We start from the raw sequence: 12,926 nt of genomic DNA, 5'->3' as shown, positions 1-12,926 counted from the left end.
GCAATCTGTGGCGAGGGGATTGAGCGAAACGTCGCACCGCCCCGCTGGGCTGCGTAGCAGACCCGATATCTATGGCTAGCCCAAGGGCTTGCGAGTGCTGTGCACTCGAGCGGGGATAAATCCCCTCGCCACAGGTCACTCGCTCTAAGGGCTGTCGCTTAAAGCGCCAGCCCCGCCTTGACCCGATACTGGTTACGCACCGGCGTTGCATATTGCAGCACCAGGAACGGTCGTTGTTCCACCGGACACTCATCCAGTCGACGCTGCCATTCCTCTTGGGCCTTCGCCAGTTCTTCGGCACCGAACACTTCGGCGGCCGTCGGGACCTGTAGCTGCGGGTCGGCGTCGGCCCATTGGGCATAGGCCAGGTAATGCACCGGGAACAGGCGATAACCGCCGAGGATCTGCCGGTCCATCTCCGCTGCCAGTTGCTTGGTGTCCTCGAACAGCTCGGTGATCGGCGCGGCAAAGTTCACATGGACCCGGCCTTTATAGCCAGTGATGCCCTTGGCGATGCTGACGTCATCCTCACCCGGTGCCTTGGTGTAGGTCCCGGTAGTGGCGCGGATGTACAACTCGCGGGCCTTGGCCTGGTCGCACGGATCGTATTCGTAGCTGATCGACACCGGCGTCAGGTTCAGCGAGCGGATCACTTCGCCGAACGGTTCGTCCTTGCGGCTCATGTGGAACATCTTGAGGATCGCTGATTCGGTGCGATCGTCACCGTCCTTGGCCCTACCTTCGGCCTGGGCGATCCAGATCGAGGCGCAATCGTTGCGGATCGAGTGGTTGATGTACGCCGACAGCAACTGGTACGCCGCCATTTTTTCCCGGCGACCGGTGATCGAGCGGTGCACGATAAAACTCTTGTTCAGGCGCATCAGGTCGCTGACGAACGGCTTCTGCAGCAGGTTGTCGCCAATGGCGATACGCGGGGTCGGCAGGCCGGCGTGGTACACGGCGTAGTTGACGAACGCCGGGTCCATCACGATGTCGCGGTGGTTGGCGATGAACAGGTAAGCGTTGCCGGATTTGAATTGCTCCACCCCGGTGTACGTCACGCCATCGGTGGCGCGCTCGATGGTGTGGTCGACATAGAACTCCACTTTGTCCTGCAACGTGGCGACCGATGTCACACCGGCGAACTCTCGACGCAACTTCTGCGCTATAAGGGGTTTGAGCATCCAGCCGAACGCGCCGGCCAGGCGCGGGAAGCGGAAGTGGGTGAGGATATCTAGAAACGCCTTGTCGCTGAGCAGCCGTGCCAGCACTGCTGGGACTTCACTGTCGTCGTAAGGTCGGATGGCATCGAATTCGCCCATCATGCTCTCTTGTTGGAAACGGCTAGGGTAAGTAAAGGTTCGATCGAAAATACGACAGGGCACGGCCTGGAAAATAAGCCAGACGAAAATAGCCCTGCAAATAGACCGGCGATTATACGCACAAGTCACTTGGGAGACCGCGATGCTGGAAGCCGCTGAGTATGAATGTCCGTATTGTGGGGAAGAGGTAGAGACTTCATTGGATCTTTCCGGTGGCGACCAGACCTATATCGAAGACTGTCAGGTCTGCTGTCGGCCGATTACCTTCGTACTGCAAGTCCACGGTGAGGAGTGGCACCTCGAGGTCTTCAGCGAAAACGAATGATGGGGTGGCCATGCAGCGAATCTACGAGTTGGAAAACCTGATGGAAGGCGAATTGCTCCAAGGCATGCTCGCCAGCGAAGGCATCACGGCACATCTGGTGGGCCGTGACCTGGTGGGTGGCGCGGGGGAGCTGCCGATGCACGGGCTGTTGGGGCTGGCGGTGGACGATGAACAGGCGCAATACGCCCGGGAGTTGATCGCCGCCTACAATGCCGCGCTGCCGGTGCCCGGCGATGAACCGGACAGTTACCCCGGAACGCTGGTCTGTTAGGCTGGCCGCCGTTTGATATGAGAGCCGTGTTTCCCCATGTGTGGACGTTATGCCCTGTTTCGCTGGAATCCCGCCTTCGCGGCCTTGCCCGGCTTCCCCGTCGATCAGAAGGCCCAATGGAACATTTCGCCCAACGATTCGGTGCTGATGCTGCGGGTTGGCGCCGACGGCCAGCGCGAATTGGCCCGGGCGCGCTGGGGGCTGACGCCGCCGTGGCTGACCGATCTGTCCCGTACTCCCGCCCACGCCCGGGCCGAAACCGTCGCCGAGCAACCGATGTTCCGCGAGGCCCTGCGTTTGCGCCGGTGCCTGCTGCCGGCCAACGGATTCTACGAATGGCGCGGTGGATCGCGTAAACGCCCGTACTGGCTGACGCCGGGAGAGGGTTCGTCGCTGTTTTTCGCGGCGATCTGGGAAGCGTATCCGGTGCAGGAACAGGTGTGGTTGAGCACGGCAGTCATCACCCAACCGGCGGCTGGCCAGCGTCGGCCATTGATTCTGGACGAAGAAGGCCAACGCCTCTGGCTTGATCCCGAGACACCGTTGCATGCCTTGCAAGGGCTGCTGGCGAGCGAGCCGGGGCAATTGCGCGAGCGGGTGTTGGCGAACATGGTCAACGACCCGAAACTCAATGGGCCGGAGTGCCTGACGCCGGCTTGAGGGTTGTGGCGACAGTCCCAACCCCTTCGCGAGCAGGCTCGCTCCCACCGGGAGTCGGGCCTTTCAGAAAAATCTGTAATCCTCGCGCTGTGTATCTGGCGCCGATACAAATCAACGCCTAGGATACGCGCACGTTTCCAGGGAGCTTCATAGATGAACAAGATTTTGATGGTAAGTGCGCTGAGTGCGGGTCTGCTGCTTGCCGGTTGCCAATCGGTCAACACCACCAGCGGCGGAGCCGTGGGGGTGGAGCGCAAGCAGTACATGTTCAGCATGCTGTCGACCGCCGAGGTCAACCAGATGTACGCCCAGTCCTATCAGAAAACCATGGGCGAGGCGAAAGCCCAGGGCGCTTTGGACAAGACCAGCAGCGATGCCAAGCGTCTCCAGGTCATTGCCGACCGCCTGATTGCCCAGGCGCCTGTGTTCCGCCCGGATTCGGCGCAGTGGAACTGGGAAGTCAACCTGATCAAGAGTGACGAGCTCAATGCCAACTGCGGGCCTGGCGGCAAGATCATGTTCTACTCCGGCTTGATCGACCAGCTGAAACTGACCGACGCTGAAATCGCCGCGATCATGGGCCATGAAATCGCCCATGCCTTGCGCGAGCATGGCCGTGAAGCCATGTCCAAGGCCTATGGTATCGAAATGGCCAAGCAGGGCGCCGGCGCGATATTCGGCCTGGGCCAGGACAGCCTGGCGCTGGCCGACACCGTGGCCAACTACGGCATGACCTTGCCCAACAGCCGTGGCAACGAGAACGAAGCCGACCTGATCGGCCTCGAACTGGCCGCCCGCGCCGGCTACGACCCGAACGCCGCGATCACCCTGTGGAACAAGATGGCCAAGGCTTCGGAAGGCGCTCCGCCGGAATTCATGAGCACCCACCCATCGTCGAGCAGCCGGATCGCCTCGTTGCAAGCGGCGATTCCGAAGGTGATGCCGCTTTACCAGCAGGCCAAGAAGTAAGCATCGTCACGCGGTGAGGCGGCTGGCCTCATCGCGAGCAAGCTCGCTCCCACAAGGACAACGAAGTCCCCTGTGGGAGCGAGCCTGCTCGCGAAGAACGATAACGCGGCAAGTCTGATTCAAATCAATCAAACCCACCCACTGCTCTGCATCGCCTTGTAAACCGCCACGATTGCCAGGATGAAAAACGCCGAGGCGGCCAGGCGGCGGATGAGGGCCAGGGGCAGTTTCTCGGCGGCGAAGTTGCCAGCCAATACCACCGGCACGTTGGCAATCAACATGCCCACGGTGGTGCCAATGATCACCAACCACAGTTCCGGGTATTGCGCGGCGAGCATCACCGTGGCGATCTGGGTCTTGTCGCCGATTTCCGCCAGGAAGAACGCGATCAGCGTGGTCAGGAACGGCCCGAACCTGCGAGCCGTATTGGCCTCTTCATCGTCCAGCTTGTCCGGGACCAGGGTCCACAATGCCGTGGCCGCGAAGCTTGCCGCCAATATCCAATGCAACACCGAGTCGGAGAAGAACCCACTGACCCAGGCACCCACCGCGCCCGCTGCCGCGTGGTTGGCCAGGGTCGCGGCGACGATGCCGGCGATGATCGGCCAGGGTTTGCGAAAGCGAGCGGCAAGGATCAGCGCGAGCAGTTGCGTCTTGTCGCCGATTTCGGCCAGCGCAACGATGGCGGTAGGTACGAGTAGAGAGTCCAGCATCAGGAAATTCCTAAGAGGGGCGGGTCGACACGGCTATGACACGTACAGCCTTCCCGCCCCGGGTAAGGTGTGCGTGTCATAGGTCTTGTCAAACCCAGCGACCATCTGCGTGGACGCTTGGGCCGCATACGCCATGGTCTGCTGACCAAGTATGTTGACGTATGCCGGGCGAGCAGGGCGCTCGCGGGAGACTACTCCCCTAGGACGGTGCGGATTCTGCCTAGGCAAATCCGATTGGGCAAGCGCTGTTTTTCAAGGATGCTTCAGCCGCGCTTGGCCCGGTAGATGCGAAAACCCTGGCCTTCGGCCTTGATGGTGCACGTGCCGAGGTGCTCTTCGATCAGCGGCTGGTATTTGAGGAAACTGTTGGCGACCAACCGCAGTTCGCCGCCATTTTTCAGATGTTTGGCGGCTTTTCGCAGCAGGTTTTCCGTCGCGTGATAATCGGTGTGCACCCCGACATGGAACGGCGGATTGCTCAGGATCGCGTTCAGGCCCATGGGCGCGGCGTCGATCCCGTCACCGGTCAGCACGTCGGCTTCCAGGCCGTTGGCGGCCAAGGTCAGGCGACTGCTGGCGGCGGCGAAGGCATCCACATCCAGCAGCGTCACGGTGTTGTGCGGGTAGCGGCGCTTGACCGCAGCGCCCAGCACGCCGGCGCCGCAGCCGAAGTCCAGCAGGTGGCCGCTGGGCAGCTTGTCCAAGTGCTCCAGCAACAGCGCACTGCCGCGATCCAGCCGCCCGTGACTGAATACCCCCGGCAAGCTGATGACCTTCAGCGGACCTTCGGCCAACGGCAGCTCATACGTCTGTGCAAGGCTTTCCAGCGGCTTGGCCTCGGGCGCGTTGGCGACGGTGACTTGCCAGAGCTGGCAGTGCCGCGCGCTGTCGAGCTTGCGTGGCTTGCCGAATGGGTTGAGCTGCTTGGAAGCCCCCTCGATGCCGCTGCGTTTTTCCCCCACCAAGTACACCTCGCGACCGGCCAGGCGCGCGGCCACGGCGTTGAGGATGTAGTCGGTGAGGTCCTTGGCCTTGGGCAGGAACACCACGGCGGTGTCGAACCCTCGCTCGGGTACGTTCACGCCAAAATGGCTGCGCTCCGGGAAGCGCGCATCCAGGGCCGCTTGATCGCCGGCGTGCCAGCACCAACCATGGGCCTCGGGCAGGCGGCCGAGCAGATCGTCGGCGGGCAGGCCAGCCAGCAGGACCGAACCCTGGAATAGCTCAGGTTGACGAAGCAGTACTTCACTGCGCGGATCCATGGTCTGCTCCTTGAAAAAAAGTGCGGCAGTTTATCAACTGACGATCCGTCGCGCTGTACCGCTGAAAAATCCCTGGGCGTTTTCGCTCAGTTGGCCAACGATCCGCTGCCGTGCCTCGCGGCTGCCCCAGGCGTTGTGGGGCGTGACGATCAACCGGGGGATATCGCCTGCCAACAGCGGATTGCCCTCGGTGGGCGGCTCCACGCTCAACACGTCGGTGGCCGCACCGCCCAGGTGACCGCTGCGCAGGGCGTCGGCCAAGGCTTGCTCGTCGATCAGCCCGCCGCGTGCGGTGTTGACCACGAACGTACCGGGTTTGAGCAAGGCCAGTTCGCGCGTGCCGATGAAATGACGGGTGTGCTCGTTGAGCGGACAATGCAGCGTCAGGGCGTCCACTCGCGGCAACAGTTGGTCCAATGGCAGGCGGTCGGGACGAGCGGGGCGTCCGGGAGTCTGTCCCAGCAAGACGCTCATGCCAAAGGCTTCGGCCAGCCGCGCGACGGCGCCGCCCAATTCGCCATGGCCGAGCAGTCCGAGGGTCTTGCCCTGCAGCTCGACAATCGGATAATCCAGCAGGCAGAACTGCGAAGCCTGTTGCCAGCGACCTTCGCCCACGGCTTTTTGATAATCGGCCAGGCGCGTCGCCAGGTTCAGCAACAGCATGATCGTATGCTGGGCGACCGACGGCGTGCCGTAGCCCTGGCAGTTGCTGACGGTAATGCCATGGCGGCGGGCCGCGACCAGGTCGACGTTGTTGGTGCCGGTGGCGCTGATCAGGATCAGTTGCAGTTCGGGGTTGGCGGCCATCGCGGCTGCATCGATCACGACCTTGTTGGTGATCGCCACCGTGGCGCCCTTGAGCCGCTCTGTTACCTCATCCTGGCGGGTTCCGGCGAACAGTTGCAGTTCGCCGAAGCATTCGCGCAACGGGCCGAGGTCGAGGTCGCCGAGGTCCAGGGAAGGGTGATCGAGAAAAACTGCGCGGGCGGTATTGGTCATCAGCTGTACCTGTCATGGAAAGGACTGAAGGCGTAATGTGGCGAGCCTATCAGAACATTTGCCGTGGCGAGGGAGCTTGCTCCCGCTGGCCTGCGAAGCAGGCCCCAGAGGCAAGTGACTGCTGCGCAGCCGAGCGGGAGCAAGCTCCCTCGCCACGGGATTCATTCAACAGAGATTGTCGCAAGGAGCCGCACCATGTACCTCGCCGAATTCCTCACCGTCGCCCTGATCCATTTGCTGGCCGTGGCCAGCCCTGGTCCGGATTTCGCCGTGGTGGTGCGTGAAAGCGTGACCCACGGTCGTCGCGCCGGGACGTGGACAGCGTTGGGCGTCGGCACCGCGATCTTCCTGCACGTGGGATATTCGCTGCTGGGCATCGGCCTGATCGTGTCCCAATCGATCGTGCTGTTCAACGCATTGAAGTGGGCGGCCGCCGCCTACCTGTTGTACATCGGCTTCAAGGCATTGCGTGCGCAGCCGGCCAAGGCCAGCGAGGAAAACCTGCACAAGGAAGTCGGCGAACGCACCGCTCGCGGCGCATTTACCGCCGGCTTCGTGACCAACGGCCTGAATCCCAAGGCGACGCTGTTCTTCCTGTCCCTGTTCACCGTGGTCATCAATCCCCATACCCCGATGGCGATCCAGGCCGGCTACGGCGTCTATCTCGCAGTCGCCACGGCGGCCTGGTTCTGCATGGTGGCGATGCTGTTCAGCCAGGCACGGGTGCGTGCCGCTTTTGCCCGCATGGGCCACTGGTTCGACCGGACCATGGGCGCCGTGCTGGTTGCCATCGGGGTGAAGCTGGCGTTTACCGAGGCCCATTGATTGGGCTGAACCCGTCCCGATGATGGCTCAAGGCTGGTATTTGCGAGCGGATCAAATCATTCCTTCGGCTGATTTGGTCCGTGAAGAAGCGCTTTAGAGTGCTTACTTTCCAGCCAAGACCGTGCAGTCAGAAAAGGGACACTTATGTTGCAGACTCGCGTAATTCCTCCAGCCGAAGGCGCCTATCAATACCCGCTGCTGATCAAGCGGCTGCTGATGTCCGGCGCGCGTTACGAGAAAACCCGCGAGATCATCTACCGCGACCAGTTGCGCTACAGCTACCCGACGCTGATCGAGCGCGTCGCGCGGCTGGCCAATGTGCTGACCGAGGCGGGGGTGAAGGCCGGCGATACCGTGGCGGTGATGGACTGGGACAGCCATCGTTACCTGGAATGCATGTTCGCGATCCCGATGATCGGCGCGGTGATCCACACCATCAACGTGCGCCTGTCGCCGGAGCAGATCCTCTACACCATGAACCACGCCGAGGACCGCTTCGTGCTGGTCAACAGCGAGTTCGTCGGGTTGTACCAGGCGATTGCCGGGCACCTGACCACGGTGAAGAAAACCCTGCTGTTGACCGACCTGCCGGAAAAAACCGCCGACCTGCCAGATCTGGTTGGCGAGTACGAGCAACTCCTGGCCGGTGCAAGCCCGGTCTACGACTTCCAGGATTTCGACGAGAACTCCGTCGCCACCACGTTCTATACCACCGGCACTACAGGCAACCCCAAGGGCGTGTATTTCACCCATCGGCAACTGGTGCTGCATACCCTGGGCGTGTCGACCATCATGGGCGCCATCGACAGCGTGCGACTGCTGGGCACCAACGACGTGTACATGCCGATCACGCCAATGTTCCATGTCCACGCCTGGGGCCTGCCGTACGTGGCGACCATGCTGGGGCTCAAGCAGGTCTACCCCGGTCGTTACGACCCGGAGTTCCTGGTGGAGCTGTGGCGCAAGGAAAAGGTCACGTTCTCCCACTGCGTGCCGACCATCCTGCAGATGGTCCTCAACGCCAAGGGCGCCCAGGACACCGATTTTGGCGGCTGGAAAATCGTCATCGGTGGCAGCGCCCTCAACCGCAGCCTGTACGAGGCGGCCAAAGCCAAGGGCATCCAGCTCACCGCCGCCTACGGCATGTCCGAGACCGGCCCGCTGGTGTCCTGCGCCCACCTCAACGACGAACTGATGGCCGGCAGCGAAGACGAACGCATCACCTACCGGATCAAGGCCGGCGTGCCAGGGCCGCTGGTGGAGGCGGCGATCGTCGATGGCGAGGGCCGCTTCCTGCCCGCCGACGGCGAGACCCAGGGCGAATTGGTGCTGCGCGCGCCGTGGCTCACCGAAGGTTATTTCAATGAACCACAGAAGGGCGCCGAGCTCTGGAGCGGCGGCTGGTTGCACACCGGCGATGTCGCCACCCTCGATGGCATGGGCTTCATCGACATTCGCGACCGCATCAAGGACGTGATCAAGACCGGTGGCGAGTGGATCTCCTCCCTGGACCTCGAAGACCTCATCAGCCGTCATGCGGCGGTACGTGAAGTAGCAGTGGTCGGCATTCCCGATCCGCAGTGGGGCGAGCGGCCGTTTGCCTTGCTGGTGATTCGCGAAGGGCATGAGATCGGGGCTCGCGAGCTCAAGGAACACCTCAAGCCGTTTGTCGAGCTGGGGCACCTGAGCAAGTGGGCGATCCCGAGCCAGATTGCCCTTGTTACGGAAATTCCCAAGACCAGCGTCGGCAAGCTCGACAAGAAGCGTATCCGCGTCGACATCACCGAATGGCAAAGCAACAACAGCACCTTCCTCTCGACGCTCTGAGCGTCCCTGCCGTGCCCGAAAAGGGCACGGCAGCCCCACCAAGCAAGCGCTTGTCTTGTCAAAACCGAAAATTCAGCCATCCTTGCCGTGCCGACAGGTGTCGGCCTGGCGAAGGACTGTTCCAGAGTGGTCGTGGGCTGCAAATCACACTTTAGAGGGATCAAGCCGTACTACCTGCTGGCTATAGTCCGCTCAAGGTTTTCTGGAATGGGACGCACGTGCCAGCACGGCGAAGGGTTTCCGGAAATACCCACTGCCATAACAATAAAACACATGGAGTTGCGTCGATGACCTCAGCAAACACTTTCTGGCGCCGGGCAAAATTGCCGCTGGCCGTCAGTCTTGCCTCCTCGCTCGCCGGCCCGGCTTTCGGCGTCAGCTTCAACATCGGTGAAATCGAAGGCCAGTTCGATTCGTCCCTGTCGGTCGGCGCGAGCTGGTCCACGGCCAAGGCCAACAAGAACCTGATCGGCGTCAACAATGGTGGCCATGGTTTGTCCCAGACCTCTGATGACGGTCACTTGAATTTCAAGCGTGGGGAAACCTTCTCGAAGATCTTCAAGGGTATCCATGACCTGGAGCTGAAGTACGGCGACACCGGTGTGTTTGTGCGTGGCAAGTATTGGTATGACTTTGAGCTCAAGGACGAAAGCCGTCCGTTCAAGGACATCAGCGACAGCAACCGAAAAGAAGGCGCTCAGTCTTCCGGCGGGCAGATTCTCGATGCGTTCATTTACCACAACTACGCCATTGCCGATCAGCCCGGCTCGGTGCGCCTCGGCAAGCAGGTGGTTAGTTGGGGCGAGAGCACCTTCATTCAGAACGGCATCAATGCCATCAACCCGGTCGATGTATCCGCGTTCCGTCGTCCGGGCGCCGAGGTCAAGGAAGGGCTGATCCCGGTCAATATGTTCTATGTGTCCCAGAGCCTGACCGACAATTTGTCAGCTGAAGCTTTCTACCAGTTGGAGTGGGACCAGACCGTTACTGACAATTGCGGGACTTTCTTCTCGCAGCCGGACGTCATTTCCGATGGTTGTGACAGTAACCTGCGAGTGCTGAGGAGCGCGTCGGCGATTCCAGCTGCTGCGATGCCTACCTTGGGTGCGTTCGGAGTGGACGTTGATGGCGAAGGCACTTTGGTTCGTCGTGGCGCCGACCGGGATGCTCGGGACAGCGGCCAGTTTGGCGTGTCTTTCAAGTACATGTACGAGCCGCTGGATACTGAGTTTGGCGCTTATTTCATGAACTACCACAGCCGTGCGCCAATTTTCAGCGGTCATGGTGCACCCGCCAGCGCTTATACCAGCGGACCAGGGTTGGTAGGGTCGCTGATGGCCGCTGGCATTCCGTTTGCTCAAGCGGTTGCCATGGCTCAAGCCATGGTACCGATGGTGGTCGCAGGTAATTCAAACTACTACGTCGAGTATCCCGAAGATATCCGCCTGTATGGCCTGAGCTTCTCGACCACATTGCCCACAGGTACCGCATGGAGCGGCGAAATCAGCTACCGTCCGAATGCACCGGTCCAGCTCAATACCACTGACATCCTGTTTTCCGGATTAACGCCTCTGAACCCCGATGTTTCTGTACTGCCAGGACAGGCAGACACGGACCAGCCAGGCTATCGCCGCAAGGAAGTGACACAACTGCAAACCACCTTTACCCACTTCTTCGATCAGGTCATGGGCGCCGAGCGCCTGACATTGGTAGGCGAGGTCGGTTTCACTCACGTCGGTGGTCTGGAAAGCACTTCCAAGGCGCGTTATGGCCGTGATCCAAGCTATGGCCCTGGGCCATTGCCGAATGGCCAATGCGAGATATTGAACGGTTCGACCCTGGCAGGCGGAGCGCAGAACAACGCTAGTCGCTATTGCGAAAATGATGGCTTCACCACGGCAAACTCCTGGGGTTATCGCGGTCGCGCGATCTGGGACTACAACGACGTGTTCGCCGGTGTAAACCTGCGGCCGAACGTGGCTTGGTCCCATGATGTGAAAGGCTACTCGCCAGGCCCTGGCGCCAACTTCGAGGAAGGTCGCAAGGCCGTCAGCCTCGGGCTGGATGCCGAGTACCAGAACACCTACACCGCCAGCCTGGCCTACACCAACTTCTTCGACGGCAAGTACACCACTGTGGACGATCGCGACTTCGTGGCGCTCAGCGTCGGCGTGAACTTCTAAGCACCGTATTTCAGGACGACACACTATGAAAATAACAAAGAATCTGTTGCAAGTCGGTGCGCTGGGATTATCCCTGTTGGCGGCCAGCGTCATGGCCGCCGTGCCTGCCGCCGAGGCCGATAAGCTGGGCAAGAGCCTGACGCCGATGGGCGCCGAGATGGCCGGCAACGCCGATGGTTCGATTACAGCCTGGAAACCCATGGCCAAGAACGCCGGCAGCGTGGACGGCAAGGGCTTCCTCTCCGACCCATACGCCAGTGAAAAACCGGTCTTCACCATCACCGCGCAGAACGTCGAGCAGTACAAGGACAAGCTCGCCCCGGGCCAGTACGCGATGTTCAAGCGCTACCCGGAAACCTTCAAGATGCCGGTCTACCCGACCCATCGCGGCGCCACCGTGCCGGATGACGTGTTGGCCTCCATCAAGAAAAACGCCGTGAACACCAAGCTGGTGGGCGCTGGCAACGGCCTGGAGAATTTCGAGACGGCGGTGCCGTTCCCGATTCCCCAGAGCGGGCTCGAAGTGATCTGGAACCACATCACCCGCTATCGCGGCGGCAGCGTGACACGTCTGGTCACCCAGGCCACGCCGCAGCCCAACGGTTCGTACAACCTCGTGTACTTCCAGGATCAGTTCGTGTTCCGCGACAAGATCAAGGGCTTCGATCCGGCCAACCCGGGCAACGTGCTGTTCTACTTCAAGCAGCAAGTGACTGCGCCGGCGCGCCTGGCCGGTACCGTGCTGCTGGTGCACGAAACCCTCGACCAGGTGAAGGAGCCGCGCAAGGCCTGGATCTACAACGCCGGCCAACGCCGCGTGCGCCAGGCCCCGCAAGTCGCCTACGACGGCCCGGGTACCGCCGCCGACGGCCTGCGCACCTCCGATAACCTGGATATGTACAACGGCGCGCCGGACCGTTACGACTGGAAGCTGGAAGGCAAGAAAGAGCTGTACATCGCCTCCAACAGCCACAAGATCGATTCGCCGCAGCTCAAGTACGCCGACATCCTCAAGGCCGGCCACATCAACCAGGACTTGGCGCGCTATGAGCTGCGTCGCGTCTGGCATGTGACCGCAACCCTGAAGGAAGGCCAGCGCCACATCTACGCCAAGCGTGACTTCTACATCGACGAAGACACCTGGCAAGCCGCGGTCATTGATCACTACGACGGTCGTGGCCAACTGTGGCGCGTGGCCGAAGCCCATGCCGAGAACTACTACGACAAGCAAGTGCCGTGGTACGCCATGGAGGTTATCTATGACCTGCAGTCCGGTCGCTACCTGGCCCTGGGCATGAAGAACGAAGAGAAATCGGCCTACGACTTCGGCTTCACCGCGTCCACCAGCGACTTCACCCCGGCGGCCCTGCGCCAGGAAGGCGTTCGCTAAATCGCTCCACCCGAGGCCGCATCCTCGAAAAAAACGCCCCGACTGGTTCGGGGCGTTTTTTTTGACCGACACAAAAGCAGCACTCCAAGGCATTTGGTTTGTAGCCTTTTTGTAGCCATTTGTAGCACTCCCTTCAATACCTCTCCGTTTACGGCTAGTCTGCGGACATCTGCAACGCCG

General features: G+C 61.3%; 12 protein-coding genes and 1 riboswitch. Of the genes, 8 read left to right on the top strand and 4 right to left on the bottom strand.

The window, feature by feature from the left end; all coding sequences use genetic code 11:
• Positions 1-158 precede the first annotated feature (158 nt).
• Positions 159-1,325 (bottom strand): 1-acyl-sn-glycerol-3-phosphate acyltransferase, encoded by a 1,167-nt coding sequence (locus Q7C33_RS21605; RefSeq protein WP_033864426.1) that lies wholly within the window; start codon positions 1,323-1,325, stop codon positions 159-161.
• Positions 1,326-1,464: 139 nt separating this feature from the next.
• Here Q7C33_RS21605 and Q7C33_RS21600 point away from each other — a divergent pair, with 139 nt between their 5' ends.
• From Q7C33_RS21600 to Q7C33_RS21585, 4 genes are all read left to right on the top strand, one after another.
• The gene (locus Q7C33_RS21600; protein WP_030138605.1) at positions 1,465-1,647 is read left to right on the top strand and encodes a CPXCG motif-containing cysteine-rich protein; all 183 of its coding nucleotides are present in this window, start codon (positions 1,465-1,467) and stop codon (positions 1,645-1,647) included.
• A 10-nt stretch (positions 1,648-1,657) separates the two neighbouring features.
• Positions 1,658-1,918, top strand: coding sequence for a putative signal transducing protein (locus Q7C33_RS21595; protein WP_030138606.1), 261 nt, complete (start codon positions 1,658-1,660; stop codon positions 1,916-1,918).
• 36 nt (positions 1,919-1,954) lie between these two features.
• A complete protein-coding gene (locus Q7C33_RS21590; RefSeq protein WP_030138607.1) occupies positions 1,955-2,578 on the top strand; it encodes an SOS response-associated peptidase in 624 nt (207 codons plus the stop codon).
• A gap of 153 nt (positions 2,579-2,731) precedes the next feature.
• Positions 2,732-3,547, top strand: coding sequence for a M48 family metallopeptidase (locus tag Q7C33_RS21585; RefSeq protein WP_030138608.1), 816 nt, complete (start codon positions 2,732-2,734; stop codon positions 3,545-3,547).
• 128 nt (positions 3,548-3,675) lie between these two features.
• On the opposite strand, the gene Q7C33_RS21580 is transcribed toward Q7C33_RS21585, so the two are convergent.
• The 3 genes from Q7C33_RS21580 to Q7C33_RS21570 form a co-directional block, all read right to left on the bottom strand.
• A complete protein-coding gene (locus Q7C33_RS21580) occupies positions 3,676-4,260 on the bottom strand; it encodes a TMEM165/GDT1 family protein (RefSeq protein ID WP_030138609.1) in 585 nt (194 codons plus the stop codon).
• A 90-nt stretch (positions 4,261-4,350) separates the two neighbouring features.
• Positions 4,351-4,472: riboswitch (yybP-ykoY riboswitch) on the bottom strand.
• Between the two features lie 51 nt (positions 4,473-4,523).
• On the bottom strand, positions 4,524-5,522 hold the full coding sequence (locus Q7C33_RS21575; protein WP_030138610.1) for a class I SAM-dependent methyltransferase: 999 nt from the start codon (positions 5,520-5,522) through the stop codon (positions 4,524-4,526).
• 33 nt (positions 5,523-5,555) lie between these two features.
• On the bottom strand, positions 5,556-6,521 hold the full coding sequence (locus Q7C33_RS21570) for a 2-hydroxyacid dehydrogenase (RefSeq protein ID WP_407684139.1): 966 nt from the start codon (positions 6,519-6,521) through the stop codon (positions 5,556-5,558).
• Positions 6,522-6,716: 195 nt separating this feature from the next.
• Between Q7C33_RS21570 and Q7C33_RS21565 the strand changes: the two genes are divergently transcribed.
• From Q7C33_RS21565 to Q7C33_RS21550, 4 genes are all read left to right on the top strand, one after another.
• The gene (locus tag Q7C33_RS21565) at positions 6,717-7,346 is read left to right on the top strand and encodes a LysE family transporter (protein ID WP_198796258.1); all 630 of its coding nucleotides are present in this window, start codon (positions 6,717-6,719) and stop codon (positions 7,344-7,346) included.
• Positions 7,347-7,490: 144 nt separating this feature from the next.
• On the top strand, positions 7,491-9,173 hold the full coding sequence (locus Q7C33_RS21560) for a fatty acid--CoA ligase (protein ID WP_030138613.1): 1,683 nt from the start codon (positions 7,491-7,493) through the stop codon (positions 9,171-9,173).
• Positions 9,174-9,460: 287 nt separating this feature from the next.
• Positions 9,461-11,356, top strand: coding sequence for a DUF1302 domain-containing protein (locus tag Q7C33_RS21555; RefSeq protein WP_198796259.1), 1,896 nt, complete (start codon positions 9,461-9,463; stop codon positions 11,354-11,356).
• A gap of 25 nt (positions 11,357-11,381) precedes the next feature.
• Positions 11,382-12,746 (top strand): DUF1329 domain-containing protein, encoded by a 1,365-nt coding sequence (locus Q7C33_RS21550; protein ID WP_198796260.1) that lies wholly within the window; start codon positions 11,382-11,384, stop codon positions 12,744-12,746.
• Positions 12,747-12,926: the final 180 nt, after the last annotated feature.

This window comes from Pseudomonas sp. BP11-1-1 (assembly GCF_052112105.1).
Lineage (GTDB): Bacteria > Pseudomonadota > Gammaproteobacteria > Pseudomonadales > Pseudomonadaceae > Aquipseudomonas > Aquipseudomonas alvandae.
This window is presented reverse-complemented; position numbering and strand designations above follow the sequence as displayed.

Bases quoted from the DNA above. Each gene is read 5' to 3' on its own strand.
- Q7C33_RS21565 (WP_198796258.1), top strand. From the start codon at position 6,717: ATGTACCTCGCCGAATTCCTCACCGTCGCCCTGATCCATTTGCTGGCC.
- Q7C33_RS21560 (WP_030138613.1), top strand. From the start codon at position 7,491: ATGTTGCAGACTCGCGTAATTCCTCCAGCCGAAGGCGCCTATCAATAC.
- Q7C33_RS21590 (WP_030138607.1), top strand. From the start codon at position 1,955: ATGTGTGGACGTTATGCCCTGTTTCGCTGGAATCCCGCCTTCGCGGCC.
- Q7C33_RS21580 (WP_030138609.1), bottom strand. From the start codon at position 4,260: ATGCTGGACTCTCTACTCGTACCTACCGCCATCGTTGCGCTGGCCGAA.
- Q7C33_RS21550 (WP_198796260.1), top strand. From the start codon at position 11,382: ATGAAAATAACAAAGAATCTGTTGCAAGTCGGTGCGCTGGGATTATCC.
- Q7C33_RS21605 (WP_033864426.1), bottom strand. From the start codon at position 1,325: ATGATGGGCGAATTCGATGCCATCCGACCTTACGACGACAGTGAAGTC.
- Q7C33_RS21585 (WP_030138608.1), top strand. From the start codon at position 2,732: ATGAACAAGATTTTGATGGTAAGTGCGCTGAGTGCGGGTCTGCTGCTT.
- Q7C33_RS21570 (WP_407684139.1), bottom strand. From the start codon at position 6,521: ATGACCAATACCGCCCGCGCAGTTTTTCTCGATCACCCTTCCCTGGAC.
- Q7C33_RS21575 (WP_030138610.1), bottom strand. From the start codon at position 5,522: ATGGATCCGCGCAGTGAAGTACTGCTTCGTCAACCTGAGCTATTCCAG.
- Q7C33_RS21555 (WP_198796259.1), top strand. From the start codon at position 9,461: ATGACCTCAGCAAACACTTTCTGGCGCCGGGCAAAATTGCCGCTGGCC.
- Q7C33_RS21595 (WP_030138606.1), top strand. From the start codon at position 1,658: ATGCAGCGAATCTACGAGTTGGAAAACCTGATGGAAGGCGAATTGCTC.
- Q7C33_RS21600 (WP_030138605.1), top strand. From the start codon at position 1,465: ATGCTGGAAGCCGCTGAGTATGAATGTCCGTATTGTGGGGAAGAGGTA.